At 44.2% G+C, this 26,562-nt stretch carries 23 protein-coding genes and 1 tRNA gene; 5 read left to right on the top strand and 19 right to left on the bottom strand.

Going from position 1 to position 26,562, the window contains the following annotated elements:
• Positions 1–17: 17 nt before the first annotated feature.
• The 4 genes from P855_RS0118485 to P855_RS0118470 form a co-directional block, all read right to left on the bottom strand.
• Positions 18–1,484, bottom strand: coding sequence for an FAD-linked oxidase C-terminal domain-containing protein (locus tag P855_RS0118485; protein ID WP_028784950.1), 1,467 nt, complete (start codon positions 1,482–1,484; stop codon positions 18–20).
• Between the two features lie 6 nt (positions 1,485–1,490).
• The gene (locus P855_RS0118480) at positions 1,491–2,879 is read right to left on the bottom strand and encodes a (Fe-S)-binding protein (RefSeq protein WP_051353316.1); all 1,389 of its coding nucleotides are present in this window, start codon (positions 2,877–2,879) and stop codon (positions 1,491–1,493) included.
• A complete protein-coding gene (locus P855_RS0118475) occupies positions 2,880–4,181 on the bottom strand; it encodes an FAD-binding oxidoreductase (RefSeq protein ID WP_051353315.1) in 1,302 nt (433 codons plus the stop codon).
• 99 nt (positions 4,182–4,280) lie between these two features.
• Positions 4,281–6,458, bottom strand: coding sequence for a malate synthase G (locus P855_RS0118470; RefSeq protein WP_028784947.1), 2,178 nt, complete (start codon positions 6,456–6,458; stop codon positions 4,281–4,283).
• 244 nt (positions 6,459–6,702) lie between these two features.
• Here P855_RS0118470 and P855_RS21325 point away from each other — a divergent pair, with 244 nt between their 5' ends.
• Both P855_RS21325 and P855_RS0118460 read left to right on the top strand, forming a co-directional pair.
• Positions 6,703–7,623: a LysR family transcriptional regulator gene (locus P855_RS21325; protein WP_051353314.1), complete on the top strand. Its 921-nt coding sequence runs from the start codon at positions 6,703–6,705 to the stop codon at positions 7,621–7,623.
• 158 nt (positions 7,624–7,781) lie between these two features.
• Positions 7,782–8,372 (top strand): LPXTG cell wall anchor domain-containing protein, encoded by a 591-nt coding sequence (locus P855_RS0118460; protein WP_028784946.1) that lies wholly within the window; start codon positions 7,782–7,784, stop codon positions 8,370–8,372.
• A 102-nt stretch (positions 8,373–8,474) separates the two neighbouring features.
• Here the strand turns inward: P855_RS0118460 and lpdA are convergent, their stop codons facing one another.
• From lpdA to P855_RS0118435, 5 genes are all read right to left on the bottom strand, one after another.
• The gene (lpdA, locus tag P855_RS0118455) at positions 8,475–9,863 is read right to left on the bottom strand and encodes a dihydrolipoyl dehydrogenase (protein WP_028784945.1); all 1,389 of its coding nucleotides are present in this window, start codon (positions 9,861–9,863) and stop codon (positions 8,475–8,477) included.
• A gap of 16 nt (positions 9,864–9,879) precedes the next feature.
• Complete coding sequence (locus P855_RS0118450) at positions 9,880–11,145, bottom strand: dihydrolipoamide acetyltransferase family protein (RefSeq protein ID WP_028784944.1); 1,266 nt, start codon at positions 11,143–11,145, stop codon at positions 9,880–9,882.
• A gap of 38 nt (positions 11,146–11,183) precedes the next feature.
• Positions 11,184–12,218: an alpha-ketoacid dehydrogenase subunit beta gene (locus P855_RS0118445; RefSeq protein WP_028784943.1), complete on the bottom strand. Its 1,035-nt coding sequence runs from the start codon at positions 12,216–12,218 to the stop codon at positions 11,184–11,186.
• A 3-nt stretch (positions 12,219–12,221) separates the two neighbouring features.
• Positions 12,222–13,232, bottom strand: a complete 1,011-nt coding sequence (locus P855_RS0118440; protein ID WP_028784942.1) for a thiamine pyrophosphate-dependent dehydrogenase E1 component subunit alpha — start codon at positions 13,230–13,232, stop codon at positions 12,222–12,224.
• Positions 13,233–13,426: 194 nt separating this feature from the next.
• On the bottom strand, positions 13,427–15,235 hold the full coding sequence (locus P855_RS0118435) for a sigma-54-dependent Fis family transcriptional regulator (protein ID WP_028784941.1): 1,809 nt from the start codon (positions 15,233–15,235) through the stop codon (positions 13,427–13,429).
• Between the two features lie 309 nt (positions 15,236–15,544).
• On the opposite strand from P855_RS0118435, the gene P855_RS22165 reads away from it, so the two are divergent.
• The gene (locus P855_RS22165) at positions 15,545–15,712 is read left to right on the top strand and encodes a YfhE family protein (RefSeq protein WP_152526274.1); all 168 of its coding nucleotides are present in this window, start codon (positions 15,545–15,547) and stop codon (positions 15,710–15,712) included.
• 86 nt (positions 15,713–15,798) lie between these two features.
• On the opposite strand, the gene P855_RS0118425 is transcribed toward P855_RS22165, so the two are convergent.
• On the bottom strand, positions 15,799–16,518 hold the full coding sequence (locus P855_RS0118425) for a DUF421 domain-containing protein (protein WP_028784940.1): 720 nt from the start codon (positions 16,516–16,518) through the stop codon (positions 15,799–15,801).
• A 251-nt stretch (positions 16,519–16,769) separates the two neighbouring features.
• Between P855_RS0118425 and P855_RS0118420 the strand changes: the two genes are divergently transcribed.
• Entirely contained in the window at positions 16,770–17,261 is a 492-nt protein-coding gene (locus P855_RS0118420; protein WP_028784939.1) for a hypothetical protein, read from the top strand.
• Positions 17,262–17,487: 226 nt separating this feature from the next.
• On the opposite strand, the gene P855_RS0118415 is transcribed toward P855_RS0118420, so the two are convergent.
• Together P855_RS0118415 and P855_RS0118410 are read right to left on the bottom strand one after the other, a co-directional pair.
• Positions 17,488–18,888, bottom strand: coding sequence for a NucA/NucB deoxyribonuclease domain-containing protein (locus P855_RS0118415; RefSeq protein ID WP_028784938.1), 1,401 nt, complete (start codon positions 18,886–18,888; stop codon positions 17,488–17,490).
• A gap of 292 nt (positions 18,889–19,180) precedes the next feature.
• A tRNA-Ala gene (locus P855_RS0118410) sits at positions 19,181–19,253 on the bottom strand.
• Positions 19,254–19,416: 163 nt separating this feature from the next.
• On the opposite strand from P855_RS0118410, the gene P855_RS0118405 reads away from it, so the two are divergent.
• Entirely contained in the window at positions 19,417–19,758 is a 342-nt protein-coding gene (locus P855_RS0118405; RefSeq protein ID WP_028784937.1) for a general stress protein, read from the top strand.
• Between the two features lie 53 nt (positions 19,759–19,811).
• Here P855_RS0118405 and P855_RS0118400 read toward each other — a convergent pair whose 3' ends face one another.
• From P855_RS0118400 to trpE, 7 genes are read right to left on the bottom strand one after another with little or no spacing between them, the layout of a single operon-like run.
• Positions 19,812–20,396 (bottom strand): anthranilate synthase component II, encoded by a 585-nt coding sequence (locus P855_RS0118400; RefSeq protein ID WP_028784936.1) that lies wholly within the window; start codon positions 20,394–20,396, stop codon positions 19,812–19,814.
• Positions 20,397–20,429: 33 nt separating this feature from the next.
• Positions 20,430–21,233 (bottom strand): tryptophan synthase subunit alpha, encoded by an 804-nt coding sequence (gene trpA / locus P855_RS0118395; protein ID WP_028784935.1) that lies wholly within the window; start codon positions 21,231–21,233, stop codon positions 20,430–20,432.
• A 1-nt stretch (position 21,234) separates the two neighbouring features.
• Complete coding sequence (trpB, locus tag P855_RS0118390; protein ID WP_028784934.1) at positions 21,235–22,428, bottom strand: tryptophan synthase subunit beta; 1,194 nt, start codon at positions 22,426–22,428, stop codon at positions 21,235–21,237.
• Positions 22,388–23,065 carry a phosphoribosylanthranilate isomerase gene (locus tag P855_RS0118385; protein WP_028784933.1) on the bottom strand — a complete coding sequence of 226 codons (678 nt, stop codon included), beginning with the start codon at positions 23,063–23,065 and terminating at the stop codon, positions 22,388–22,390. The genes trpB and P855_RS0118385 overlap by 41 nt, the downstream gene beginning before the upstream one ends.
• Complete coding sequence (trpC, locus tag P855_RS0118380; protein ID WP_028784932.1) at positions 23,062–23,823, bottom strand: indole-3-glycerol phosphate synthase TrpC; 762 nt, start codon at positions 23,821–23,823, stop codon at positions 23,062–23,064. Before trpC ends, P855_RS0118385 begins: the two co-directional genes overlap by 4 nt.
• On the bottom strand, positions 23,816–24,835 hold the full coding sequence (gene trpD, locus P855_RS0118375) for an anthranilate phosphoribosyltransferase (protein WP_028784931.1): 1,020 nt from the start codon (positions 24,833–24,835) through the stop codon (positions 23,816–23,818). The genes trpC and trpD overlap by 8 nt, the downstream gene beginning before the upstream one ends.
• On the bottom strand, positions 24,832–26,340 hold the full coding sequence (gene trpE / locus P855_RS0118370) for an anthranilate synthase component I (RefSeq protein ID WP_028784930.1): 1,509 nt from the start codon (positions 26,338–26,340) through the stop codon (positions 24,832–24,834). Before trpE ends, trpD begins: the two co-directional genes overlap by 4 nt.
• Between the last annotated feature and the right edge of the window lie 222 nt (positions 26,341–26,562).

Raw genomic sequence — 26,562 nt, 5'->3', positions numbered from 1 at the left:
TCCTCCAGTCCAAATAATTATTTTACTGCTACTGTGTCTTTGATAACTTTCTTCACGTCCATACAACGACTTGGAGTAGGGAATAGTTTCCCTTTATTAAGCAAGTCATCCGGGTTGAAAACTTCCCTGATACGGGTTTGTGCTTCAAGTTCTTCATCGGTGAAAATGAACCGCATTTCTTCTTTCTTTTCAATACCGACACCATGTTCACCGGTAATCGACCCACCGACATCTGCGCAGGCCTTCAAACAGGCAGTCCCTGCTTCAAGCGCTTTTTCAGTTTCACCAGGGACACGGGAATCAAAGAGGATGAGCGGGTGAAGGTTCCCGTCACCAGCATGAAAGATATTGGCAATTCTTAATCCGGATTCCTCACTAATTTCTTTGATTCGCCTGAGAACCTCGGGAAGCTTACTCCTCGGAATCACTCCATCCTGTACCAGATAGTCAGGAGATATCGCTCCCATTGCACCGAATCCGGTCTTTCTGTTCGCCCACCACTTTCCTCTTTCCTCTTCGCTCTCAGCAACTTTTACTTCTCTGACGTTCCTCGACTTGCAAACTGTAAGTATCTCGTCAATCTGTTCATCAATACCGGCAATGATCCCATCCACTTCAATTAAGAGCAGTGCTTCGATATCATCGGGATGGCCGACTGGATAAGCGCCTGCTTCCACACCTTCGATGGCTGTTTTGTCCATCATCTCGAGCGCAGCGGGGACAATACCAGCCGAGATAATACCCGAAACTGCACGGCTTCCGTCCTCGACATTATCAAAGTAGGCAAGCACGGTTTGCTTACCTTGTGGATTTTTCAAAATACGCACGGTGATCTTTGTGACAATTCCCAGGGTCCCTTCCGATCCTGTCAAAAGCCCCATCAGATCATAGCCAGGACTGTCCGGAATTCCGTCTTCGCTAATTTCGATGATTTCTCCATTCGGCAGCACGACTTCCAGTCCTAAAATATGATTAGTCGTCACCCCATACTTCAAGCAATGTGCACCCCCGGCATTTTCTGCTACGTTCCCTCCAATGGTACATACATATTGACTGGACGGGTCGGGAGCATAATAATAACCCTTATTTGAAATAGAGTTCGTCAATTTCAGATTAACGAAACCAGGCTGGACGACCGCCTGCCGATTCTCATAGTCGACACTGAGGAGATTCCTCATCTTACCCAGGCTGATGATCACTTCTCCATTCAAGGGAATCGCACCGCCACTCAAGCCAGTCCCGGCTCCACGTGCCAGAAACGGAAGATTATGCACAGAACAATACCGTACGATTGCTGCTACTTCTTCCGTGTTCTTAGGAAAAACCACTGCCTTTGGCATCGCCTTATGCACGGTAAATCCATCACAGTCATAGGAAAGCAGATCCTCTCTTTCATAAAGGATTTCTGTCGGCCCAACGATGGCTTCCAGTTGAGCCACATGTACGTCTTTTCGGGTCTGCCTCTTCCTCTTCGATCTGAACAATCGAACTCACCCTTTCATCGTAATTGCTTTTTGGTTCGCAGCTATGTTTTCCTTGTCTTTTTGATAAGCCCAATCAAGAAGCTGGACTGTATGGACGATTTCACTTCTTCGACCGTACTTTTGTACCCCCAGCGCCATCTGCAGCATACAGCCCGGGTTGCCCATAGAAATCATTTCTACTTCTTCCGGAACATTCTCCATTTTTCTTTCTAACACAGCCCCTGCCATGTCGGGATTCGTGATATTGTAGATCCCGGCGCTCCCACAGCAGGTATCGGCATTGGCCATTTCCGTATATTCCACTCCCGGAATATCCTGTAGAAGCTGGCGTGGTTCATGCCGGACACCCTGCCCATGAGCTAAGTGACAGGCATCATGATAGGTAATCTTCTTATTCACCGTACTTTTTGGTTTTTCATAGCCAGTGTCATAAAGATACTTGGAAATATCTTCTACTTTATCGGAAAATACCTCCGCTTTTGCTTTCCATTCTGGATCATCCTTGAACAATTCGGGATACTCCTTCAAGGCACAACCACAGCCTGCCGCATTTACGACCACTTTTCCTTCTTCCTGAAAAGCTTCAATATTTTGTTTGGCGAGTTTCCTTCCCATGTCACGGTCCCCGGCATGGACATGAAGCGCTCCGCAGCACGTCTGATTTTTTGGAAGTACAACGTCATTATCGTTATGGGTCAATACATTGATAGTAGATTCATTGATATCACTGAACATGACATCCATGATGCATCCTGTCAGCATCGCAACACGTGCTTTAGGATTTCCTTTTGCTGGAATGAACTTATAATCTTTATATTTCTTTTGGACAGGCTGCTTCACCTTGGGCATAATTGCTTCCATATCCGCCAGATGGGAAGGCATGATTTTTAGCGCTCCTGTTTTACGTACCGCCGACTGGAGACCGCTTTTTTGATAGAATTTAAGCAAGCCACTGACGGTCCGCATCCGATCTGGATGAGGAAAAAGCCCTTTCAGGAAAAAGCCGCTTACTGCTCCCTTCCACCCCTTCAGCGGTATCGCCTTACGCACCTGACCGCGAGCTTCTTCTATCAGTCCGCCTACATCGACATCAGCAGGACATGCAGTGGTACAGGCACGGCAGTCGAGGCACTGAAAGACAGGGTCAGCGAAGTGTTCGTTGACACTGATTTGACCTTCCGCTACCGACTTGATCAAATGGACACGTCCTCGGGGAGAGTGCTGCTCCTTTCCTGTTTCCAAATATGTAGGACATGATTCCAGGCACATACCGCAATGGACGCAGTCTGCCCATTTGTTTTCATCGGGGTGATCCTTGAATAAATAATTACTGGGACTGGCGTCAGCACATGGGGGGGCTGATTCTTTCAGTTGAGCTGCTAAACTTTTAGCCATTTATATCCCTCCTGCAAAACGTTTATGGTTCAACGTGTTGTTTGGGTCATTCTTCTTCTTTATGCCTTCGAACAAGAAAAAGTAAGCGGGTTTCTTACCCCACACATCGATTTCATGCCGGAGTGCGTATGGCAAATGTTTTACTATCGCGTAGCCTTTCCTGTCTTCCGCTCGACTACGGATCCGTTCAATAGCCTGTTTGACTTCACTTTCATTACCAGTACATATAGCATTAGTGATCCCGTGGCCTAATCCGCCATGCATTTTGATCGTCATATTTTTTGTCTGTAACGTTTCTGCTTCTGCAAGCCATTCGAACACATCCAAATTTTTGCTGCCTATTTTAATTACAGCCCTGGTACTATTTACTTCGTCATCTGTAAGACTATTCGGTGAGACTTTGGAGAAAGCATTCCAAAATGCTTGTGCTTCGGTTTGACTTGAGACATCCATATCCATTCCTGACAGCTTGTTGTCTTCTATCCACTTTTCCTGATAACGGACTGAGTTTTCCACATCCTCAAACGCAACCAGCAATGTATAAACATCACGATTAAACAGTTTCTTAGAAAGGGCAGGATTCACCAGTTCCAGAGAAGCCGGCTCTATCATAGAATCTTGTATTTGTACCACAAATGTCTTCAAATCTTCCAGCTGTTCTTTTGATACAAAAAGTTTTACCAGGCTTTCACATTTTGGGACAGGCCTCAGCTTCATCGTGACTTCTGTAATGACTCCTAAGGTTCCCATCGAGCCGATGAATAGTTTATTCATGTCATAACCCGCGACATTTTTAACCACTTTACCACCAGTGCGGATGACCGTTCCATCAGGATAGGCTACTCTCAGCCCAATGACGAGATCCCTTGCCGAGCCATACTTCATCCGTTTGGGACCGCTTTCATTCGCGGCAATAACACCGCCAATGGTCGCCTGTTCCGGCCAGGCCGGGTCAATGGAAGCCATCTGATCAAACTCACGAAGAAAATCCTGTAATTCCTTGATGGTAGTCCCCGGACGAACAGTTACAGTCATGTCGCCGGCAGTATGCTCCACGACCCCTTTGTACTGAGCTAACGAAAGGAGGATATCATAGTCATTTTTTAAACCGCCATATCCCCGCTTTGTACCTCCGGAAATAATGGCTATCTTTTTGCCGTTTTCATTTGCTTTGTGAAGAATATCCGCGATTTCTTCCTCACTTCCCGGGACTGCCATTTCAACACCGTTGTTTCCGAATTTGTCATCCTTCAACATGGATGAAGCTGTTATTGAAGTTTGAGGCATATCCTGAATTTCCATTTCATTCACCTCTTATGTTTAGAATCGATACACTCTCCAAAGCATATATTCTATAAAAGGAGCCACTAACTTATCGTTAATGGCTCTTGTTCAGTTCCTTTACCTTTTCGCCAATTCTTTGGACTTGGCCTCGATACGGCGGCGATGCAGGATTGGCTCGGTATACCCGCTAGGCTGTTCGCAGCCTTTGAAGACAAGGTCACACGCTGCCTGAAAGGCTACAGACTCGCCATAATCAGCAGCCATCGGACGGTAATTCGCATCTCCGGCATTTTGCTCGTCAACGACTTTAGCCATCCGCTGCAATGTCTCCATCACTTGCTCTTCAGTGCAGATATCATGATGAAGCCAGTTCGCGATATGCTGGCTGGAGATACGAAGGGTTGCGCGGTCTTCCATAAGATCAATATTATTGATATCCGGAACCTTGGAGCAGCCTACCCCATGTTCGACCCAGCGGACGACATAGCCAAGGATGCCTTGTGCGTTATTATCCAATTCCTCCTGGATTTCCTCCTGGCTCCAATTCGGGTTTTCGGCAACTGGAATCTGTAAAATATCATCCTCATAGCTTCCCGTTGAAGAAGCAAGCTCATTTTGTACTTCAGCGACATCAATCTGATGATAATGAAGGGCATGCAGTGTTGCGGCAGTAGGTGATGGCACCCAGGCAGTGTTGGCACCTGCTTTCAGCTGGCCGCCTTTTTGTTCCAGCATAGCAGCCATCAAATCGGGCATCGCCCACATCCCTTTACCGATTTGTGCCTTACCGCGGAAACCGCTGTAAAGGCCGACACTGACATTAGACTTCTCATAGGCATTCAGCCATGTAGAACCTTTCATATCACCTTTTCTGATCATCGGTCCTGCTTCCATCGATGTATGGATTTCATCTCCGGTACGATCTAAGAAGCCTGTATTGATGAATGCGATACGATCTTTTACTTTACTGATACAGTTCTTTAAATTAAGGGTTGTGCGACGTTCTTCATCCATTACGCCGATTTTCAAGGTATTCCTTTCATATCCTAGCAATTCTTCTGTACGTCTGAATAGTTCCTCAGCAAACGCAACTTCTTCAGAACCATGCATTTTCGGCTTGACGATATAAACGGAGCCTTTGCGAGAATTCTGATATTGTCCATTTCCTAATACATCATGCTTAGCAAGCAGTCCGGTGATTACCGTATCAAGAATCCCTTCTGGAACCTCTTCCCCGTTTTCATCCAGAACCGCATTATTGGTCATCAAGTGGCCAACATTCCTGGCGAACATCAGGGAACGGCCGGAAAGCGTCAATTCACCACCATCAGGTGTGGTATAAGAACGATCGGGATTCAGCTTACGTGTCATTTCTTTTTTACCTTTTTGGAAGGTAACGCTCAGATCCCCCTTCAAAAGGCCAAGGTAATTCCGGTATACGAGCACTTTATCTTCTGCATCTACAGCTGTGACCGAATCTTCAAAGTCCATGATTGTAGTCAAAGCGGATTCTATCAGGACATCTTTCACTCCAGCCTGATCTGTTCTCCCGATCGGGTGGCTGTGGTCGATTTGGATCTCAAGATGGATACCGTTGTTTTTCAGCAGTATCGACTCAGGCTCCTCCTGTTCTCCAATATAACCGGCAAATTGAGATGGATCTTCAAGTCCTGCGCTGCTTCCATTCGTCAATTCGACAGATAGCTTGCCATCGCTGACTTTATAAGCAGTTACATTTTTATGGGAGCCTTCTTTTAAAGCAGCTGCTTCATCAAGGAATCCTTTGGAATAGGCAATGACTTTCTCGCCGCGGACCGGGTTGTAATCCCCTTTTATTTCTGCCCCCTCTTCCTCACTGATAGCATCCGTTCCATACAGAGCATCATACAGGCTGCCCCAGCGCGCATTGGCGGCATTAATAGCATAACGGGCGTTATTGACAGGTACGACCAGCTGAGGTCCGGCTTGAACCGTAATTTCATCATCGACATTTTTTGTCGTTACTTTAAAATCTTCTACCTCTTTCTCTAAGTAATTCATATCGCTTAAAAAAGATTTATATTTTTCATAGTTGAAGCTCTGATTTTCTTTATGCCAGGCATCGATTTTCTTTTGTATGTCTTCACGCTTTTTCAATAATGCCCTGTTTTCAGGGGCTAGATTCTGGATGATCGCATCCAATCCGGTCCAGAAGTCCTCACTAGTAACCCCGCTCTCCGGGATAGCCTCGTCATTAATGAATGAATAAAGTTCAGGAGCTACTTGAAGATTACCGATTTGTACGTAGTCTCTCATTGTAAATTCCTCCTTAAGATCAATGATTAGAATAGATAGCAGGGTAAATTGACACATCGATAGGAGTAACGGTTCAAAATTCCGAATTTTCTATCCATTCGTTATCATTTATCTTATAATAAAACCGAACATATCAAAAATACATATTTGGAATTTACATTATTCCTTTTAGTTATAGTACAATTAAGACATAATAAAAACTGTTTTATTACAGAAGCCAAAACAGTAAACAGGAGTGATTGATGTGGATATTCGCCATCTGGAATACTTTTCAGAGGTAGCAAAACAGTTGAGTTTCACCAAAGCCGCTTCCACCCTGCATGTATCACAGCCCTCTCTCAGTAAAGCCATCAAACAGCTGGAGGATGAACTGGGCGTCCCATTATTTTACCGTGCCAAGCAATTAACCTTGACCGATGCAGGCAGTGCTGTCCTTGTCAATGCAAAAAATGTGCTGGATGCCTTCCATAATCTGAATTCAGAACTGAATGACGTCATTGATTTGAAAAAGGGAGAAGTTAAAATCGGTATTCCCCCAATCATCGGAGCTGCTTTCTTTTCCAGCATCATCACCCGCTATAAAGAGGAGTATCCGCAGGTCGAAATCCTGCTGAATGAGGTGGGCTCTAAAATGATTAAGCAAGGGGTAGAAGATGGATCCCTTGATATTGGGCTGGTCTGTAATTTACCTGCGAAAAAACAAGGGCTATTTGAAATGATCGAAGTCATTAATGACCCTCTGAGCCTGCTTGTACACAAAAACCATCATTTAGCCAAAAAAGAACAGATTGATCTTGCTGAACTTGAAAATGAACCGTTCATTTTATATCGTCAGGATTTTACCCTCCATGACCGGATCATCGAGGAATGCTCGAAAAGAGGTTTTACTCCCAAAGTCGTCTGTCACAGTTCCCAGCGCGATTTTATGATTGAAATGGTAGAAGCTAAACTTGGTATTGCCTTGCTTCCTGGTAAAATCGCTAATAAAATCACCGGCAGAGACCTGGTTACTATTCCACTGATTAACTCTAAGGCAAGTCTGGAGCTGGGTATGATATGGAAGAAGAACAAATACCTTCCTTTTGCTGTCCGTCAATTTATCGAATTGGCAAAGCAATCTCTATCAAAGGAAGAAACAACCTCCCCAGTAACAATCGATAACTGAATACTCTTTGTAATAAGCCCTTGCCAATGAAGGGCTTATTTATTTATTGCAAAAACATATCAAATATATTAAAAAGTTACAGGAAATTTACAATAACATGTTTACTCTCCATTTTATGGATACTACAATGAACGTAACTACTTAAAGGAGGTTTTAGGTTGTTTAAAAGATTTTCTGCAGTAGTAGTCATGTTTTTGGTAGCGCTTACAAGTTTCCATAATCCTGTTTTTGCGGACAATCACGGGGAGCCACCTGTCAAAGAACTGGAGCAGCAGTTCAAGGATTTGATTTATTTAGAGACTACAGAGAATGGCGAAGTGAAAAAATATGATTCCATGGACAGATTGGAAGAAGAAATGAAGAGTATCATGGTTTGGCCGCTGGCAGACCATTATTTAGATACCTATTTTGAAGAGCGTGAGGGAAAATTATATTTGAAAGAAATGGACGGTCCTGTTCAATTGAATACCAATCAGGATTATACACTGGAAAAGGTCAGCGACGATAAGTACAAACTGACCCAGCAAGGAGAAAATCAACTTCGAGGCGAATACACATTGAACATCACCTACAGCTATGAAGCTGGTAAATGGGTTTTCGGTGACCGAATGAATCATGTTTCTACTTCCGAAGACGGTGGAGAGTTACCTGATACAGCTACTTCTCTACCAACGATGATGGTTTCTGGCGGAGCTATCATGGCACTTGGGGCCTTTCTCCTAATTTTCCGCAGAAAAACCAATGTATAAAATAGAATAGATGGTTATAGGGGAACTGAGAAACTAGTAACCAACATTTATAAGGCGCTGCGATTGCAGCGCCTCTTTTACATGAAAACTTTTTCTTACTATTTATAAACTATGGACAGGAAAACCAATAGCTTTGTCGGCCGCTTCCATGATGCTTTCTCCAAGCGTCGGGTGAGCATGGACCACAAGGGAAATATCTTCCGCAGTCAGACCGGACTGAATAGCAACTGTAAGTTCATTGATTAACTCCGGCGCCCCTTCTCCTGCCACTTCTGCAGAAAGTATTGTCTGATCATGCGAGTCAACCATCAGCTTCACAAATCCTTTACTATTATTTATGGTTAACGACCTGCCATTATGGCTGAAAGGGAAATGGTGTATATCCATTCGAACCCCGGCTGTTGTCAGTTCCTCTTGCGAAGGACCAACAATGGCAAGTGGCGGATCAGAAAATACAACGGATGGTATGACATGATCAGAAATATCGACAATATCTCCGCTGATGGCTTCTGCAGCCAGCTTGCCTTGTAACGACGCCCGATGAGCCAGAGCCTGTCCAATGGTCACATCACCAATGGCAAAAATATGGGGCTGATTAGTACGACAAGCGGAGTCTATTGGAATGAATCCTTTTTCGGTAGCTTCAATTCCCGCTTTATCAATACGTAAGGCCTCTGTGTTTGGCTTTCTTCCAACAGTAACCAGCGCATAATCGGCTGATATTTGCCTGGATTCTCCACGGACTTTAAAGTTAACGACAGCACCTTCGTTCGAACTTTCAACTTTAGAGACGTTTGCATCGGTATGAATGGCAACATTCCCTCTTCCATTAAGCTCCTCCTGAACAAGTGTGCTCATTTCTGAAGAAAACCCTGAAAGTATCGAAGGAAGTCCCTCAAGGATAGTCACCTCTGTTCCGAAGTTTGCAAACATGGTTCCCAGTTCTATTCCAATGTACCCACCTCCAATAACAGCGAGGGAAGATGGCCTTTTATTTAATGATAAGGCTCCTTCAGAGGAAAGAATACGCTCACCAAAAGAAAATGCAGGAACGTTGACAGGCTGAGAACCTGTGGCGATTATGCATGATTCGAATGTCACTACCATATCTTCATCTCCGGAAACGGTTACTGTATGAGGATCGAGAAAAGCGGCGACTCCTTGTATGACTTTTACATTTCTATACTGAAGCAATCCAGCAACCCCGTCGGTCAGCTGCCTGATAATATTATTTTTCCAGGCTTGTAATTCGACAAAATCCACCTTCGCATCTGAAAAATGCACACCTGCAGCTGCAGCTTTGTACGGTATTGCAGCGTAATGACTGGCCTCGATCAATGCTTTTGAGGGAATACAGCCGACATTTAAGCAAGTGCCTCCCAGCTTTTCTTTTTCTACTATTGTTACCTTCCTTCCAAGCTGCGCTGCCCGTAATGCCGCCACGTAACCGCCTGGACCAGCTCCAATAATAAGAACATCCGTGTTAAGCATTTGATTTCTCCCTTTCTTACAATAGCATTTGGTAAGGGTGCTCAAGGTAATAGACGATTTCATTTAAAAAGGAACTGGCAGGATCTCCATCAAGAGCCCTGTGATCAAACGTCAAGCTAAGTGGTAAAAGGGTTTGTTCTGCTAATTCTCCGCCCTGGAATACGACCGATTTTTGATAAGTTCCTACTCCTAAAATACCGGCTTCCGGTGGATTCAATATCGGTGTGAAGTACTCAATTCCGGAAGCCCCTAAATTGGTGATGGTAAATGTGGATCCCTTCATCTCATCACTGGAAAGCCTGTTTTCTCTCGCTTTTTTGCTGAGAGAATAAATACTTTCTGCCAACTCCAGGATGGTTTTATTTTCGGCCTGGAATACGACTGGAACAACCAGCCCATCATCCAAAGATGTTGCCATTCCCAGATTAATCGTTTCGTACGTATAGATTTCATCATTGATAAAAGCACTGTTAGCTGATTTGTGTTTTTCTAAGGCCATTACTGTTGCCCTGGCAATAAACGGTGTTAATGTTAGAGAAATGTCGGCATCTGTTTTTTGCAATTCCTGTTTCGCTTGTTTTTGAATTTCCTGTAACTCAGTGATATCTGCCTTTTTCATTAGGGTGAGCTGAGCGCTCTCCTGCAGGCTTTGATGCATGCGATCTGCAATTACTTTCCTCATTCCTTTAGCTGGAGTTACTTTGGAATTTGTATGCTTCTTGGCAGGTTGTTCAGGTATACCAGATGCAGTTGCCGGACTTTCTTTTTCTTCCTTAACGGCTGAATTTTGGTCTAAATAATTCTGTACATCCTGCTTAGTAATCCGGCCTTGTGGGCCTGTACCAATTAATTCTTCCATTGGGACCCCATTGGATTTCGCCATTTTCTTGGCAGCTGGTGATATTTTAATTCTTTTACCTATATCTGGTGCCTGTTTTTCTTCGGTCATAACCGCAGTTGCAGCTACCTCACTTGAAGCTGAAGTTTCTGTAGAGGATTTAGAAGGCTTTTCTCCTTCATCAGAAGAAGTTTCGATATTTTCACCTGCTTCCCCAATATAGGCTAATGTATTGCCCACTTTTAACGTTTCGTCTTCCTTCGCCATAATCTTCAAGATTACTCCATTCGCCGGAGCCTCTAATTCGTTGGTTATTTTCTCTGAGCTGATCGTAACCAGAGGCTCCCCTTTCTTTACTGGTTCGTTTTCTTTTTTCAACCACTCAGCAATGGTGCCCTCCTGCATGCTCATTCCAAATTTCGGCATCACCACTTTCTCTGCCATGGCATTCCCACTCCTTCATTCATCAGATTAATAGCTATTTAAATAGTTACAATCGATTCATCATCGATCAATTCAGAAACTACTGCCAATATTTTTTCAGGCGATGGTAAATACAAATCTTCTAAAGCCGGCGAGAACGGTACCGGGCTATGAGGTGCTGTAACCATCTTGATTGGTGCATCCAGGTAATCAAACCCTTTGTCTGCTACCAGTGCTGAAATATCGGTTGCTGCATTGCAGCGAGGGTTGGCTTCATCGACTATGACCAGCCTGCTTGTTTTCTGAACGGATTTCAAAATTGTATTCTCATCTAGTGGGGATAAACTTCTAGGATCAACAACTTCGGCTTCGATCCCCTTTTGTGCAAGCTGATCAGCAGCCGTAAGCGCTGTGTTGACTTGCTTTCCAATCGCTACAATCGTTAAGTCATCCCCTGAGCGTTTGATGTCCGCCTTTCCGATCGGGATCGTATAATGTCCTTCTGGTACTTCTCCTTTAACATTGTAAAGTGTTTTATCTTCAAAAAAGACAACCATATCGTCATCTTCAATAGCAGATATCAGCAGTCCTTTGGCATCAGCAGGGCTGGAAGGAACAACAACCTTTACACCTGGAATTGCTGTAAACATGCCATAAAGTGTCTGGGAGTGCTGAGCTGCTGCACGGAATCCTGCTCCGTGCATGGTGCGGATCACAAGTGGAATTTTCGCGTGACCACCAAACATGTACCTTAATTTAGCGCCCTGGTTCATTACTTCATCAAGACAGCTGCCGATAAAGTCATTAAACATCAATTCTGCAATCGGCCGCATTCCGGTGGCAGCTGCACTTACAGCTGCTCCAACATAGCCTGCTTCAGCTATCGGAGTATCAAGAATCCGGTCACGCCCAAACTCTTGAACCAAGCCTTTGGTGACACCCATTACTCCACCCCAGGCATCTTCATCTCCGAGATGATCGAGGTCCGCTCCACCGGCTACATCTTCCCCCAGCAAAATAACATTTTCATCGTTTCTCATCGTTTCTTTAATCGCTTCATTAATCGCATCAGCAAATGAAATTTGTCTTGCCATGGTTTATTCCTCCCCGCCTGGTTTATAGTTCACATACACATCAGTGGTCAGTTGATCTGCCTCCGGCATTGGACTTTTTTCCGCAAACTCGACTGCATCTGCTACTGCTTGCCGCACATTTTCATCAATAGAGTGGAGCTCGTCCTCTGTGGCAAGATTATTCGATAATAGCTGTTCACGGAATCGAATAATGGCATCTAATTCATTCAGGTGCTGCTCCCTCTCCCCCTGTGTCTTATATGTCTGGGCATCTCCTTCAAAATGTCCATAGTTTCGATAAGTAACACACTCGATCAGACTAGGACCTTCCCCATTACGGGCACGTTCTACTGCTCGCTGTGCCGCTTCATATACAGCCATCGTATCTTTTCCGTCCACCGTTTCTCCCGGGATATTATATCCGGTTGCCCGATCAGCAATTGATTTACAGCTGGAAGCATATTCAAATGGCGTCGATTCTCCATAACCATTATTTTCCGCTACAAAAATGACAGGAAGATCCCAGATAGCTGCCTGGTTGATTCCTTCATGGAAGGTTCCGTGATTATTGGCACCATCACCAAAGAAGCAAACCGCTACACCGCCAGTTTTTCTTAATTTAGCGGACAAGCCTGCTCCAGTCGCCAACGGGAAACCGCCACCGACAATACCATTTGCTCCAAGCATCCCTTTACTGACATCGGCAATGTGCATGGAGCCGCCCTTTCCTTTACAAAGGCCGGTGGCTTTTCCATAGATCTCTGCCATCATACCTTTCAGGTCACATCCTTTAGCTATACAATGCCCGTGCCCGCGGTGCGTGCTCGTAATGTAATCCTTGTCATCTAAATGGGAACAAACTCCGACCGCAACCGCCTCTTCCCCTGCATATAGATGCACGAATCCTGGTATGGTTCCGGTACTGAACGTTTCATGGACCTGATCTTCAAATCTACGAATCTCTACCATTTTCTGATACATCCATTTGGCTTTTGCAGCTGTCAGTGACTCTTGCTGGACTTCTGACACTCTCATACACGTCGCCCTCCTTAATTTTTGTACGCTCTAACGGAACTGCTTATGGAGCGTTCTACTTTTAACTATTGCAAGTTCCATGCCAAAAAAGAAAACGCTTACATAATAAGCGTTTTTAAGCGTTTCTCTATTAAATTTCGACGGGAAAATGAGACAAAGTGGGAAACTGTCTCATTTTGTCTCAAAATGTTCCATTACCCCAATTCGTATTTCTTCAATTTCCGATAAAAAGTACTGCGGGGAATACCCAGCTGCCGGGCAGCCGCCGACGCTCTTCCTCCATGCTGTCTCAGTGCTTTTTCAATGTATTCCTTTTCCATCTGCTCCCGTGTGGATAATTCAAAAGAAAAACTTTTTTTTCTTTCATGTGGAGTTATTTGCCGAATATAGGCTTCAACATCTGCAGGATCAGGAGATTGCTCACCATATTCTATATAAATCCCTTCCAATACATTAAAAAGCTCACGAATATTTCCTGGCCAATGGTAGCTTTGCAAGGCACGAACAGCTTCTGTTCTCCAGGTAAATTGCCAATTTCGTTTCTGAAGATAATATTCAACTAACTCAGGGATGTCCGACAGCCTGTTTTTAAGCGGTGGCATATGAAGAGGATAGACATAAATTCGATAATAAAGATCTTCCCTGAATTGCCCCTTCTTTACGAGCTCTCCAATAGACTTATTGGTTGCTGTAATAAGTCGAAATGAGACACGTATCGGCTTTTTCCCGCCAATAGGCACTACCTTTTTTTCTTGCAGCGTACGTAATAGAGCAACCTGGGTCTTTACCGAGATGTCACCAATTTCATCTAAAAATAAAGTTCCGCCATTGGCCTGGACTATTTTTCCTTCATAACCATCCCTTCGAGCACCTGTGAATGCTCCTCCTATATAACCAAACAGTTCGCTTTCCAACAAGTTTTCTGGTATGGCTCCACAATTTACTGCCACAAACGGACTATCGGGTTTACTGCAATCATGAAGTGATTTAGCCATTACTTCTTTTCCTGTCCCTGTATCCCCAGTAATATGGATGGTGACATCCTTTTCAGCAGCCTTTTTCGCGCGCTCTAAAACTTTTTGAAAAGCACTGCTTTTCCCAGCTACTCCATGAAATTGAAACGAGGAGTTCCACCCTTGGACTGCAGGTGATTTTTTATGGTTTGTTAAAGTGATATGATGCCCGATGATTTCACTTGAATCTTTTGCGTATACTGGAGACTTTTTGTGATTTGCCGGTAATTCAGAAATAGTAGCGGGAACATTCGTAATAGCAGAGGATGCATAAACCAGCTGGTGGTTACGATTATAAAGAATGAAGGAGTGGTCACTGCCTCTTTCTTCTTTTAACCCTAAATTGATCAATTCAAGCTCTTCTTCCTTCACCATATGCTGCCACTTGCTTTCAATCGCATAGGCAGCAGCAACAACTGCCGCAAGCACATGTTGATAATGGTCGGGAATGTAAGGACTTGAAATATCCAGTGCACCAATCACTTTGTTATTTTCATCTTTAATCGGAGCAGCGGAACACCCCCAGGTTTGCGAAGCTATTGAAAAATGTTCCATGCCGTTGATGGCGATCGGTTCCCCAATTGCCAATGCGGTTCCTATTGCATTCGTTCCTACTTGTTCTTCCGTCCATTTCACGCCCTCTGTAAAGTTTATCTGCCCCGCTGTAGCTTTCACTTGTTTCTCTCCTACCATCCGAAGGACATAGCCCTCATGATCGACAAGAAGCAAAATCACATCAGAATCATGGTACATTGCTGCAAGCTTTGTGATAAACGGTTCTGCCAATTGTATCAAGTGGCTATTTTCTCTTCTTCGTTTCTGTAACGCATCATAAGACAACAACTGGGTTCCTTTCCCATTGTAAGGGTCGACCCCAAGACTTCTACAATGGTTCCACGATGTTTGAATCCGCTCATTAATACGTGAATCATCCAATACACCTTCCTGGACAAATCGTCTCCAATCACCTTTTGTGATTTGTTCCACCACGGGATCCTTCACCTCTTTGAATGGTTTTAATTTTTAGTCAGAAAAAGAGCGTACTATTTCTATTATTCGATTAAAATTATTATGTTTCCTCCCCTATCTTCCAGTTTTCCGAAAATTCCAACATATATTTTAATATATCTAAGACCGAAAAAGAAAATCGCTCTTTCTTCGTTAATAAAAACAAGCGATACTCACGTTGACTACTTATTATCTTGTGATTTAAGCGATAACCAACCCCATGTTTATTGGCAGGTTACAGCGGGAAATAATTTATATAACCCAATTCCAACAGAAAGGATGAGTACAACTATGGCAAGAAAGGCACAGTATCAGCCTGTTGGCGGAAATGGGATCGATCCAACAGATGCACAGGAAGTCCACTATGCGAAAGAATTCAAACAGGCAGATAAAGCTGGTGGATATCGAAAACAGAAAGTGAAAGAAGCAAAAAGAGAAAATCCTGATTTAAAACAATAAGTCACACAAAAAGCAGCTTTTCACAGCTGCTTTTTTATGGCATCATTTTAAACTGGCTAACAGAAAACAGCCCGCTTCTCTAATACTCAATCTCTACTGGAATGATAAAGAAAGATATTCAGGTTTTCATTTTTATCGATGGTGCCCAGCAAGATATCAGTCAGCTTGATGTGATGGTATGTAAGCGAAAGTTTGTTTAACAGCCATCCCTCGTCTTTTCCCAGCTGTTCTAATTCCTTATAATCAATCCTTTTTTCTTTGATCACCGTTTTAGGAAGTTTAAATGGCTTTACTGGCGCACCAAATGTGGAAGGTGTTAACGGCTGATACTGGGATCGTAAAAAGAAAGAAACCGTTCCTCCAGGTTCCCATAAAGCAAGCGCTACTTTCTGGACATCCTCCGTCTTTTCTTTGCGAAGTTCCGACAAAAGTACATCAACCGAGATACGTGCTTTCTTTAAATTTTTATACTTTATTTCACCATTTTCGATCAGTGGTATGGGTGCGGGAATGAATAACTTTCTCACCTTGGGTGATCGTAAACTTAATAAAATCCCCATCAAATAGAGGATCAATATGACCCCCATCGTAACCATAGATCCCTTCAATCCTAATCCTTCATCCGATAATGGGTGGGCGATGATGTTTCCGATCAATAGTACAATCACAAAATCGAGCAGTCCGACCTGTGAGATGGAGCGCTGGCCCATTAGTTTGGCGAGTATAAGGAAGAAAATGAAACCGACGATTGCTCTTAACATCCATTGAACCGCAGTAAGAGACTCTTGAGAGCTGAAGAACTCCATACATACTCCCCCTTAACATACAATCACTACCTTATTTTTCGCCAATTCACCTTAAATTATCAAAAATCATAAGAAGACCCTGCTAATAAAAATCACAAGCTGTGACTACAAAACAAATACATTTCCCGATTTTTGTAAAAATATATCGATATATGTAAAACGATTTTTACAGGGATTTTTGTCGCTTTGTCGAATTTCAATGATATAAGGAATACGCATAATCACTTAACATAAGAAGAAAGGGTGTAAGTATGTTGAAAAACAGTTTATTTAAATGGATGCCCTATAAAGACCAGGATACAAGTGAAAGAAAACTCGTGGAGGTCATGAAGCGACTGAAAATCAACGACTTCCAGTTCAATTGGGATCGAAACAGCTGCTATATAGAGTTTGAATATAAAGAACAGTCTTACCGATTGGAACACTCTGTTGAAAAAGCAAAGCGGAAAGGCATCCTGTTAAAAAACGGAGTAGAATGTTTAGCGGCACTGACCCAGACGCTCGAAGACCTATGTAAAATTATTGATCGCGGCACTTACCCATTTGAAACATGGATAGCGGGGATGCAGCAGCCCGCATCAGAAGAAGAAATCCCGGATGTTAAAGAGGAAGACCAAGTATCTCCCGAGACATCTAACCCTGCTGAAATTCAAAAAAATAAAGAGTTTATTCCTTTTAGAAAAGATGCTACAGTAAGAGACTTTGAGCGAAAGCAGGTTATCAACGGGGGACAGCGAAAATAATCATAAATGTGGAAAGAATGTGTAAAATGGATATCAATTCAATGACATTGCTGATAACTGGTGGCGAATTCTAGTAAGATATATATAAAGATGGGCAGCAAGCACACCAGCGCCTCCCCCTGGCGCTCGGTAGGCTTGCTGCCTTTTTTCATAGAAAACAGAACAAAAAGACGGGGAATTCCCCGTCTTTTTTATATGGTATACTTTTCAAAAAGGACACAGCAGGTTACTCTTTAAACCCGATGTAAAATTCATCTTTATGCAAAATTCGGTTATAAGCATACCATGCAGCAAGCAAGCGTCCATGTGAGTTATTTGCAGCCGTTGGAATGTATCGTACTGAGAATTTTCCGGCTTCTCCTGTTGCTCCTCCTTCATACGTACTGCGAAACGGGAATTCATCACATTCATATCCTTCACCAGGTTTTTCTATCTTGGCACAAGCTTTATCTTTTGCTCTTCTATTGGCGTCATACCGTGCTGGATCGTACTTGGAATACAAGCGAGTCAAAGGGGCCCTGCCTTCAATTCCAGGAAACAAACTCCCTGGTGATTTCAAAGCATCCTTATGGTGTTGAAAAGCCTCTTTCATGATACTAAAGTAAGGATCAATCATTTTATAATAGAAGACAGGAGTGGCTTCAGCAAAGATTGCCCCTTCTTTTGGCCAGAAAAAAGGTTGGAACACAAACATATAATCAGCTGAGTCCATTCTAACTTTCTGTTTTCGGCCGTCTGATGTCAGTGGAGGAAGTTTCTTTCCCGGTGGGTCAATCGTCACTCTGGGCCAAAAATCCATATAGCTGACCTGATCTTTATTTCCAGCGGTAACTGGAGGAGGATCTGACTCAAATATGGTATATCCCTCGCCATTCGAGCGCCACTGAGCCAACGTCCGTTTGTCCGGCGATTCATCCCCTAGACAATCCCGGTACTCAGAGATGCCATCACACTGCATACTGATGGATACTTTTGATCCAATCCAACCCTTGCTGTCCAAATCCATGTCAATGTCGTCTACTTTGTAGCTGTAATCTACCGTACGTAATCCATTGTATCCATGAGCAAGCACGGTCAATCGGAAAGATACCCAATCACAACCAAAGGGGAACCAACTTGGCCCGCATCCCGCGGGGTCGGAGTATACAATATAATTAGACCAGCAGGACGCATACCTATTTTTGAACCACCAGCCATCCATGTTCTCTCTATCCATACACTCATCAAATTGAATATTGTCATACTCGAAAGGGGGTGGTGCCCAAGCAGTGCCTTCTTCAGCAGTTTCATCTAAATCCATCTCTACCGGGAAAGTCTTTTTGCTTTTTTCAGCTTCAGATGCCATCTGTTTTAATGTTTTTGTCTTTGGTACATGTTTCTGTCCAGAAATCAAACCCAGTTCTTCAGGCATTTTACCTTCTTCTAACTGTTTTATCACTTGATCAGCTTTTTCAGGATCATTTGTCGGTATAATGTATATCTGTGGTTTGTCTTTGGATGAATTCATAGCAGTTTTTTTGTATTCCAGCCCTTCATTTTGTTTACCGATGACTGACTCAGGAGTATAAAAACCGATGAAAACTAACACCAAAACCAAGACAACGGGAAACCAAGGGGATTTTCTCAAATGATAACCTCCATTGTATTTAGTACCCAAAACCACAGAGCATGTCCACTAAATCTAATTAATACTAACAATTCACACTTACAGTTTAGTTTTAGGATGGTTAATTTGTAAATAGGCCCTTCCCACTGATAACACAGGACTTTTCACACCAACTACCATATACCTAGATAGTGCCTTATAGCTCAAAGATTCAGGCAGCAGGCACTTGCGCGCACCTGCTTTAAGGAAAAAGAAATGCTTAGCAATAAAAAAAAAGCCCTTGATATCAAGGACTTTTTCTGATTTGTATGAGTGGAGCATAGCGGGCTCGAACCGCTGACCTCTTCGCTGCCAGCGAAGCGCTCTCCCAGCTGAGCTAATGCCCCGTGATTCAATTATTAACTCGACAATCAGTATTATATAACGACATTCCTCCTAATATCAAGAGGAAAATGCAAAACGTTGCCATTTTTTTATAACAGCAGGACTTTCTTCATCGTTTATGCGCCTCTTCCTTCGGGTATCCCTGTTTCTAAGGAGGCGATACCGATGCAACCGAACTATCAAATCTTTGGTGATGACGAACAAATGGGAGAATCTATCGACAAAATTAAAAAACACGGGGTAGATGAAGATAATATCTACATTCTTTCTCACGACAATGATCATGTCAGACGAGCGAAAAGACAAACAGATGCTAATAAGATCGGCGTCAGTGAAACTGGTCTTGGTACAGCAACGAAGAATGTCTTCCGTGGTAAAGATGATAAACTGATCTCCAAAATGAAAGAGATTGGTTTCGATCAATCCACAGCAAAGGAGCTCCATAAAGAATTAGAAAAAGGAAAAAGTTTATTAGTTGTTACTAATGAAGAAGACGTTAAATTTTAATATGCGGAAGCCAAAAGCGGAGTGGTATGACTCAATAACCACTCCGCATCTATTTATTTCACCGGTTCTTTTATATATTGATGCAGCACGTTCTTCATCAGCTGTTTTCCTTCTAATGTCCCGATTGATTCCGGATGAAATTGAACCCCTTCGATCGAGTATTCCTTATGACGGATTCCCATAATCTCACCCTCTACTGTTACAGCAGTCAAATCAAAAGTCTTCGGAAGACTCTCCATATCGACAATTAAGGAATGATAGCGCATTGCTTCCATCGGAGAAGGCAGACCTTTGTAAATTCCTTTTTCATCGTGATGGATGAAGGAAGACTTGCCGTGCATCAGTTTTGCTGTCTGTACTACTTGAGCCCCGAACGCCTGGGCGATCGCCTGATGACCGAGGCAGACACCGAAGATCGGGATTTTCCCTTTGAACTTATCAATGACTTCTATAGTCAATGGCGCATCTTTGGGTGAACACGGCCCAGGAGAAAGGAATATCAAATCAGGATCAATCTGCTCAATTTCCTCTACGCTCACCTTATCATTTCGTCGAACGATTATTTCTTCTCCCAATTCCCCTAAATACTGGACGAGATTATAGGTGAATGAATCATAATGGTCGATCATATAAATCACATTACTCAGCTCCTCTCTGCTCTTCCCCCTCTGCTACTCGACTAATTCACGTACATTATGATAAAAACGATCCAGGGCTTCCTCTCGTTTTTGTTCATCTTTCAAATTTTCTACTTCTGCCTCCACCAGTCGGATGATCTTGCTCCCGATAATCACCCCGTCGGCATGCTCGCGGATCATTCGAACATCGTCATTGGTTGAGATGCCGAACCCTACTGCTACAGGGACCGGGCTGTGCTTTTTCACTCTCTCAATGAAATCAGTGACTTCCGAAGATAACTGATTTTCACCGCCTGTCACTCCCAACGTAGAAACGCAATAAAGAAAACCGCGTGCATCGGAAGCAATTTTCTGAATCCGTTCCTCCGAGTTAGGTGCGACAAGGGATATATATTCTATATCGTGATTCAGTGCCAGTTCCCTGACACTCTCGCTTTCTTCATAAGGAAGGTCTGGAATAAGCACGCCTTCTGCACCATACTGCTCAAGCAGCTCAAAAAACTTTTCCTCGCCGATGCGGAGGACAGGATTATAATAAGTGAAAATAACCACAGGGATGTCCAGGCCTTTTTCACGCATAGTCGGAATCAGTTCAATCGCCTGTTTCAAAGACATTCCATTTTCCAGCGCTCGCTTCGCCGCCCGTTGGATCGTCGGACCATCAGCGAGTGGATCTGAATAAGGAATTCCTAATTCCAGAATATCTGCACCAGCATCCTGAAGCTTCAAGGCCAGCTCAATTGTCACCTCAGGGGCTGGATCACCTGCTTCAATGAATGGGATGAACAGGTCTTCTGTCTTACTGAGCTTACCCTGGAATGAAGTTTGTGTAAGCATATTACTCCTCCCCCTTGAAGTGATTCATAATCGTAGCGAGGTCTTTATCACCGCGCCCGGAAAGATTGATAAGGATAGTCTTATCCTGCGGCAAATCCTTCGCTTCTTTAAACGCCTGGGCTAATGCGTGGGCACTTTCCACGGCTGGAATAATGCCTTCCGTCTCTGTCAGCAGCTTTAATGCATTCATCGCTTCCTCATCAGTCACCGCCTCATAACGGACTTGTTTGGAATCAAACAAATAAGCATGCTCCGGACCGATGCCCGGATAGTCGAGACCTGCAGAAATCGAGTAAGGTTCTGTGATTTGACCATGTTCGTCCTGCAATAAGAAAGTTAGAGACCCATGAATTACCCCACGATCTCCTTTTGTCAGTGTCGCAGCGTGCTCTTCCGTATCGACGCCTTTACCAGCGGCTTCCACACCGATCAGTTCGACATCGTCTTCTAAAAATGGGTGGAACATCCCGATTGCGTTGCTGCCACCTCCGACACAGGCATAGATGTAATCGGGCAAGGTAGGCTCACCTTCCAGGAACTGCCGCTTCGATTCATCGCCGATAATGCGCTGGAAATCGCGGACCATGCGAGGATAAGGATGTGGACCGACCACGGAACCAATCAAGTAAAAATGATCTTCACAGTTCGCTACCCAGTAACGGATCGCTTCATTGGTCGCATCTTTCAGAGTTCCACGGCCACTGGATACCGGAATGACTTCTGCTCCGAGCATTTTCATCCGGAACACATTCGGTTCCTGTCGCCGGATATCTTCTTCCCCCATGAACACTTTGCATTCCAGCCCGAACTTGGCCGCTACCGTGGCGGAAGCGACACCATGCTGGCCTGCTCCAGTTTCTGCGATAATTTTCTTTTTGCCCATCCGTTTCGCAAGCAACGCCTGCCCGATGGCATTATTTAACTTATGGGCGCCGGTATGAAGTAGATCTTCCCGCTTCAAATAAATCCTGGCACCGCCTAACATGTCTGTGATTTTATCAGCATACGTAAGCGCCGTTGGTCTCCCTGCATACTTTTCTAACACATGATGATATTCCGCGATAAAACCTTTATCACCCATGGCTTCATCAAGCGCTTCTTCCAGTTCCTGCAATGGAGCCATTAATGTTTCCGGTACATATTTACCGCCAAAATCACCGTACCGCCCTTTTTGATCCGGATATACTTGCACCATAATTTTCCACCTCTCTCATCAGCGCTTGAATTTTATTTTGGTCTTTTTTATTTTCCGTTTCAGTGCCACTGGAAAGATCGATTCCTCCGGGGTAATAGCTTAATACCTCTCCTGCATTTTCAGCAGTGATGCCGCCGGCAATCAGACAGGGAACTCCCTGGTGTTCTGCTTCTTTCCGATAAGCAGGGATCGCTTCCCAGTCGAATCGTACGCCAGTGCCGCCATAAGCACCCTTTACTTTAGAATCTACTACAAAGCCATCTACGGCTCCCTTGAATAGATGCATATAATCGACACCGAAGTCGGCGTGATGAATCACTTTCCACACTGGTAAGGAAAAATGCTCTTTAATTTGAAGTACTTCCGAAACCGTTTCATTGCCGTGTAACTGGATGATATCGAGTGGCACATAATGCAGGACGATTTCAAGTTCTTCTATAGTTGGTTCCACGAAAACACCCACAAGTTTTTGGTCCGGATTCACTTCATTAACCCAGCGCCCGACTCTTTCAGGACGAACATACCGTTTCGTTCCTGGTACGAAAATGAAACCGAGATGAGTAGCCTGCGAATATGCACTGTAAGCTAAATCCTGCTTCGACCGGTTTCCGCACAGCTTGACTAAAGGCGATCTCATGAACGTACGCCCCCCATCAAATGAGTCACTGCTTGATTGAGGTCATCCTGCCGCATCAATGCTTCACCGACAAGAATCCCTTCTGCCCCTGCAGCTGCAACCTGTTCGATATCCTCATAGCTGAAAATGCCACTCTCAGAGACTATCAGACTTTCCTTTGGTACCATCGGAGCGATTTTCTTCGTCTGTTCCAGTGTAGTTTCAAAGGTTTTGAGATTCCGATTGTTGATACCGATAATCTTGGGGGTGAACTCCTTCAAGATCCCTTCCAGCGTTTCTTCCGAATGAACTTCTACGAGTGCTTCCAAACCAAGCGTCTCCGCATGCTGGTAAAATTCGTGCAGCTGTTTCGGCTCTAACGCTTCCCCGATCAATAGAATCGCATCTGCTCCGATCCGGGCACTTTCTTCGATTTGGATGGAATCGATAATAAAGTCTTTCCGCAACACCGGCAGATTTACTACCTTTTTTATGTCGCTTAAAAAGTCCCGATGGCCTTGGAAAAAATGCTGGTCCGTCAGCACAGAAATTGCCTGGGCACCTGCTTTTTCATACTCCCGGGCAATGACGACAGGGTTGAAATCATCACGGATGATCCCTTTGGAAGGAGATGCTTTCTTCACTTCCGCAATCAAACCGGCAAGGTAAGGGGAATGCTTTAAGGCCTCATGTAAGGAATAGTGAGTAGTTCTCTGCTCCTCTGGGAGGAAAATCCTATCTATTTCTTGTTGTTTGATGGCGAGAATCGTATCAAGCATATTTCTGCTCCTTTGTATGTGTGATTGCTTCAAAGTATTCCCTTACAACACCTTCGTCAAGCGCTTTTCTTACTTGCTTTACTCCTGCCTGGATGCTCTTGGCTTCCCCTGCGATATATAATCCCGCCGCGGCGTTCATCAATACGATGTCCCTCGCGCTGTCATTCGCTTTGTTATAGACGATATCCTGGATGATGGCTGCACTTTCTGCTGGATGGACGATTTGAATATCTTCTAATTTTCCGCGTTTCAGACCGACCTCTTCCGGGCTCAATGTATATCTGGTAATCTCTCCATCGTTCAATTCCACGATATCTGTTTCTCCTGTAATGGTTATTTCGTCAAGGCCGTCACGGCCAGTCACAAGCAAAACATGTTTGGAACCAAGAGCCTTCATGGTTCCTGCTAGCTTTTCTCCATAGCTCGTATCATAGATTCCTATCAGCTGGCGTTTCGTCTGGGCAGGATTGGAAATCGGTCCGAGCAGGTTGAAGACAGTCCGGAACCCAAGTTCCTGCCTGGCCGGCACCGCGTGCTTCATCGCCTGGTGATAGTTCGGAGCAAATAGGAAGGTCATCCTTTTTTCTTCCAGGGCGCGCTTCCCTTCTTCAGGCGTGACCTCTAAAGGCATCCCAAGCATTTCAAGCACATCGGCGCTGCCGCTTTTGGACGATACTTTCCGGTTCCCATGCTTTGCTACTTTCACACCCACGGCGGCCAGGACAATCGCAACTGCGGTAGAAATATTGAAAGTTGAACTTCCATCTCCTCCGGTACCGCAAGTATCAATAACCGCGTCGTCTTCGATATCCATTTTCAGCATGTTACTTCGCATGGCTCTTGCAAACCCGGTCATTTCTTCGACCGTTTCACCCCGATAGCGCAACACACTCAATAAACTCATCAATTGACCGGTAGAGACTTTCCCCTTCATGATTTGATTCATCAATTCAAAAGATTCCTGTTCTCCCAGCTTTTCTCCTTCTACGACACGTTTCAATAATTCTTTCATCTCAACTCCACTCCTTCTCTGCTCTTCTCAAACATTTTCTCAGCTAACTCGATCGTTTTTTTCAAAGCACTTGCTTTATTCAACGTCTCTTCATATTCGCCTTGGGGATCAGAATCGGCAACTACCCCTGCTCCTGCCTGGATATATGCTTTTCCTTGATACAGGGTCATGGTCCTAATCGTAATGCAGGAATCGATGTTGCCATCAAATCCAAGATAAAGGATACCTCCTCCATATAAATGTCTTGGAGTAGGTTCTAATTCCCGCAAAATCTGCATGGCCCTAACTTTCGGTGCTCCGGATAACGTTCCTGCCGGAAAAGCGGAGTACAAGGCTTCAATCGGATGGACATCTTTGCGTAATTCGCCGGTCACTTTACTAATGATGTGCATTACCTTGGAAAAGCGTCCGATGGTCATGAATTCCGGTACCGCTACAGACCCAAATTCAGCTACACGTCCGATATCATTACGGGCAAGATCGACAAGCATCCGGTGCTCGGCCCGTTCTTTTTCATCAGCCAGCAGCTCCTTGGCAAGTGCATCATCTTCTGCTTCGGTTATGCCTCGTTTTCTTGTCCCCGCTATCGGGTGAATCTCTAACCTCCTGTTCCGGACTTCCAGCAGACGTTCCGGGGAACTTCCGATCACTTCCAGCTCACCAAACTTTAAATAAAACATATATGGCGACGGGTTCACTTTCCTAAGCACACGATACAATTGAAAGCCACCAAGCGTAGTTTCAGCCTCGAATCGCTGGGATAATACCGCCTGAAATATATCACCGGCATGGATGTATCGCTTCACTTTTTCTACATCCTGCAGAAATGCTTCATGAGTATAGTTGCTTTTTAAGGGAATCTCTTCTTCAGCTTCCGTATCGTTCGTCAGCATAAGATCATGAACAAGTCCGTTGCTCATCAACTGTTCGCTGAGCTCTTTAATTCGTGTCTTCGCCTGGTTGAATTTATCTCCCGGTTCCACCCCGTCTTCCAACCGTGCGAACTGCATGATCGTCGTCTCTTTCGTTTTATGGTTATAAGCGATCAATGTCTGGCAGAACAACAAGTGGTAGTTTGATATTGGAATATCATCCTCAATGGCAGGAGGCACTGGTTCTGCATCCGATATAGCGTCATAAGCGATATAACCGACAGCCCCTCCACGGAACGGCACAGCGACGTCCGGTTCTTTCACCTTCAAGTACTCCAGTGAGCGATCGAAGGCCTTCTGTAAATTCGGAGCGTCCATCACAAATTTCCGCTGTAAATCTTTGATTTGAAAGGTTTCCCCGCTTTGTTCGACCTCCAACATAGGTTCAATGCCAATAAACGAAAAATTGGACCATGGAGACTCCGGGTCCTGACTTTCCAGCATATAAACTGCTTCGTCCTTCAATGCCTGAAACATATGAATCGGTGTCAGGGTATCCGTATAAAAGGATGCTGTAACAGGAATGGTTTGATGCGTGCATGCATCATTCAGAAAAGCTTCACGTGTGGTCATGTCCTCACCTCTCCATAATAGTTATGGAGAATGAGAGTTTGAGGGTAAAAAGTGGATGATAAAATGAAGGTTGGTACAGGCAACGACTCAGGCTCTCCCTGACGTCCCTCTACTCGCTCGGCTCAACTCATCCCACTACCTCAACTCAGCTCACTCATTCTCATCTCTTAACTCTAACTTGTTTGTTAGTTTATAGAATACTATTCTTCCTGTCAACCAAAA

This window comes from Thalassobacillus devorans MSP14 (assembly GCF_000496835.1).
Lineage (GTDB): Bacteria > Bacillota > Bacilli > Bacillales > Halobacillaceae > Thalassobacillus > Thalassobacillus devorans_B.
The sequence above is the reverse complement of the archived record's forward strand: the minus strand, read 5'-3'. Positions and strand labels throughout refer to the sequence as shown.

Bases quoted from the DNA above. Each gene is read 5' to 3' on its own strand.
- P855_RS0118480 (WP_051353316.1), bottom strand. From the start codon at position 2,879: ATGGCTAAAAGTTTAGCAGCTCAACTGAAAGAATCAGCCCCCCCATGT.
- P855_RS0118475 (WP_051353315.1), bottom strand. From the start codon at position 4,181: ATGGAAATTCAGGATATGCCTCAAACTTCAATAACAGCTTCATCCATG.
- P855_RS0118470 (WP_028784947.1), bottom strand. From the start codon at position 6,458: ATGAGAGACTACGTACAAATCGGTAATCTTCAAGTAGCTCCTGAACTT.
- lpdA (WP_028784945.1), bottom strand. From the start codon at position 9,863: ATGCTTAACACGGATGTTCTTATTATTGGAGCTGGTCCAGGCGGTTAC.
- P855_RS0118450 (WP_028784944.1), bottom strand. From the start codon at position 11,145: ATGGCAGAGAAAGTGGTGATGCCGAAATTTGGAATGAGCATGCAGGAG.
- P855_RS0118445 (WP_028784943.1), bottom strand. From the start codon at position 12,218: ATGGCAAGACAAATTTCATTTGCTGATGCGATTAATGAAGCGATTAAA.
- P855_RS0118440 (WP_028784942.1), bottom strand. From the start codon at position 13,232: ATGAGAGTGTCAGAAGTCCAGCAAGAGTCACTGACAGCTGCAAAAGCC.
- P855_RS22165 (WP_152526274.1), top strand. From the start codon at position 15,545: ATGGCAAGAAAGGCACAGTATCAGCCTGTTGGCGGAAATGGGATCGAT.
- P855_RS0118425 (WP_028784940.1), bottom strand. From the start codon at position 16,518: ATGGAGTTCTTCAGCTCTCAAGAGTCTCTTACTGCGGTTCAATGGATG.
- P855_RS0118420 (WP_028784939.1), top strand. From the start codon at position 16,770: ATGTTGAAAAACAGTTTATTTAAATGGATGCCCTATAAAGACCAGGAT.
- P855_RS0118405 (WP_028784937.1), top strand. From the start codon at position 19,417: ATGCAACCGAACTATCAAATCTTTGGTGATGACGAACAAATGGGAGAA.
- trpA (WP_028784935.1), bottom strand. From the start codon at position 21,233: ATGCTTACACAAACTTCATTCCAGGGTAAGCTCAGTAAGACAGAAGAC.
- trpB (WP_028784934.1), bottom strand. From the start codon at position 22,428: ATGGTGCAAGTATATCCGGATCAAAAAGGGCGGTACGGTGATTTTGGC.
- P855_RS0118385 (WP_028784933.1), bottom strand. From the start codon at position 23,065: ATGAGATCGCCTTTAGTCAAGCTGTGCGGAAACCGGTCGAAGCAGGAT.
- trpC (WP_028784932.1), bottom strand. From the start codon at position 23,823: ATGCTTGATACGATTCTCGCCATCAAACAACAAGAAATAGATAGGATT.
- trpD (WP_028784931.1), bottom strand. From the start codon at position 24,835: ATGAAAGAATTATTGAAACGTGTCGTAGAAGGAGAAAAGCTGGGAGAA.
- trpE (WP_028784930.1), bottom strand. From the start codon at position 26,340: ATGACCACACGTGAAGCTTTTCTGAATGATGCATGCACGCATCAAACC.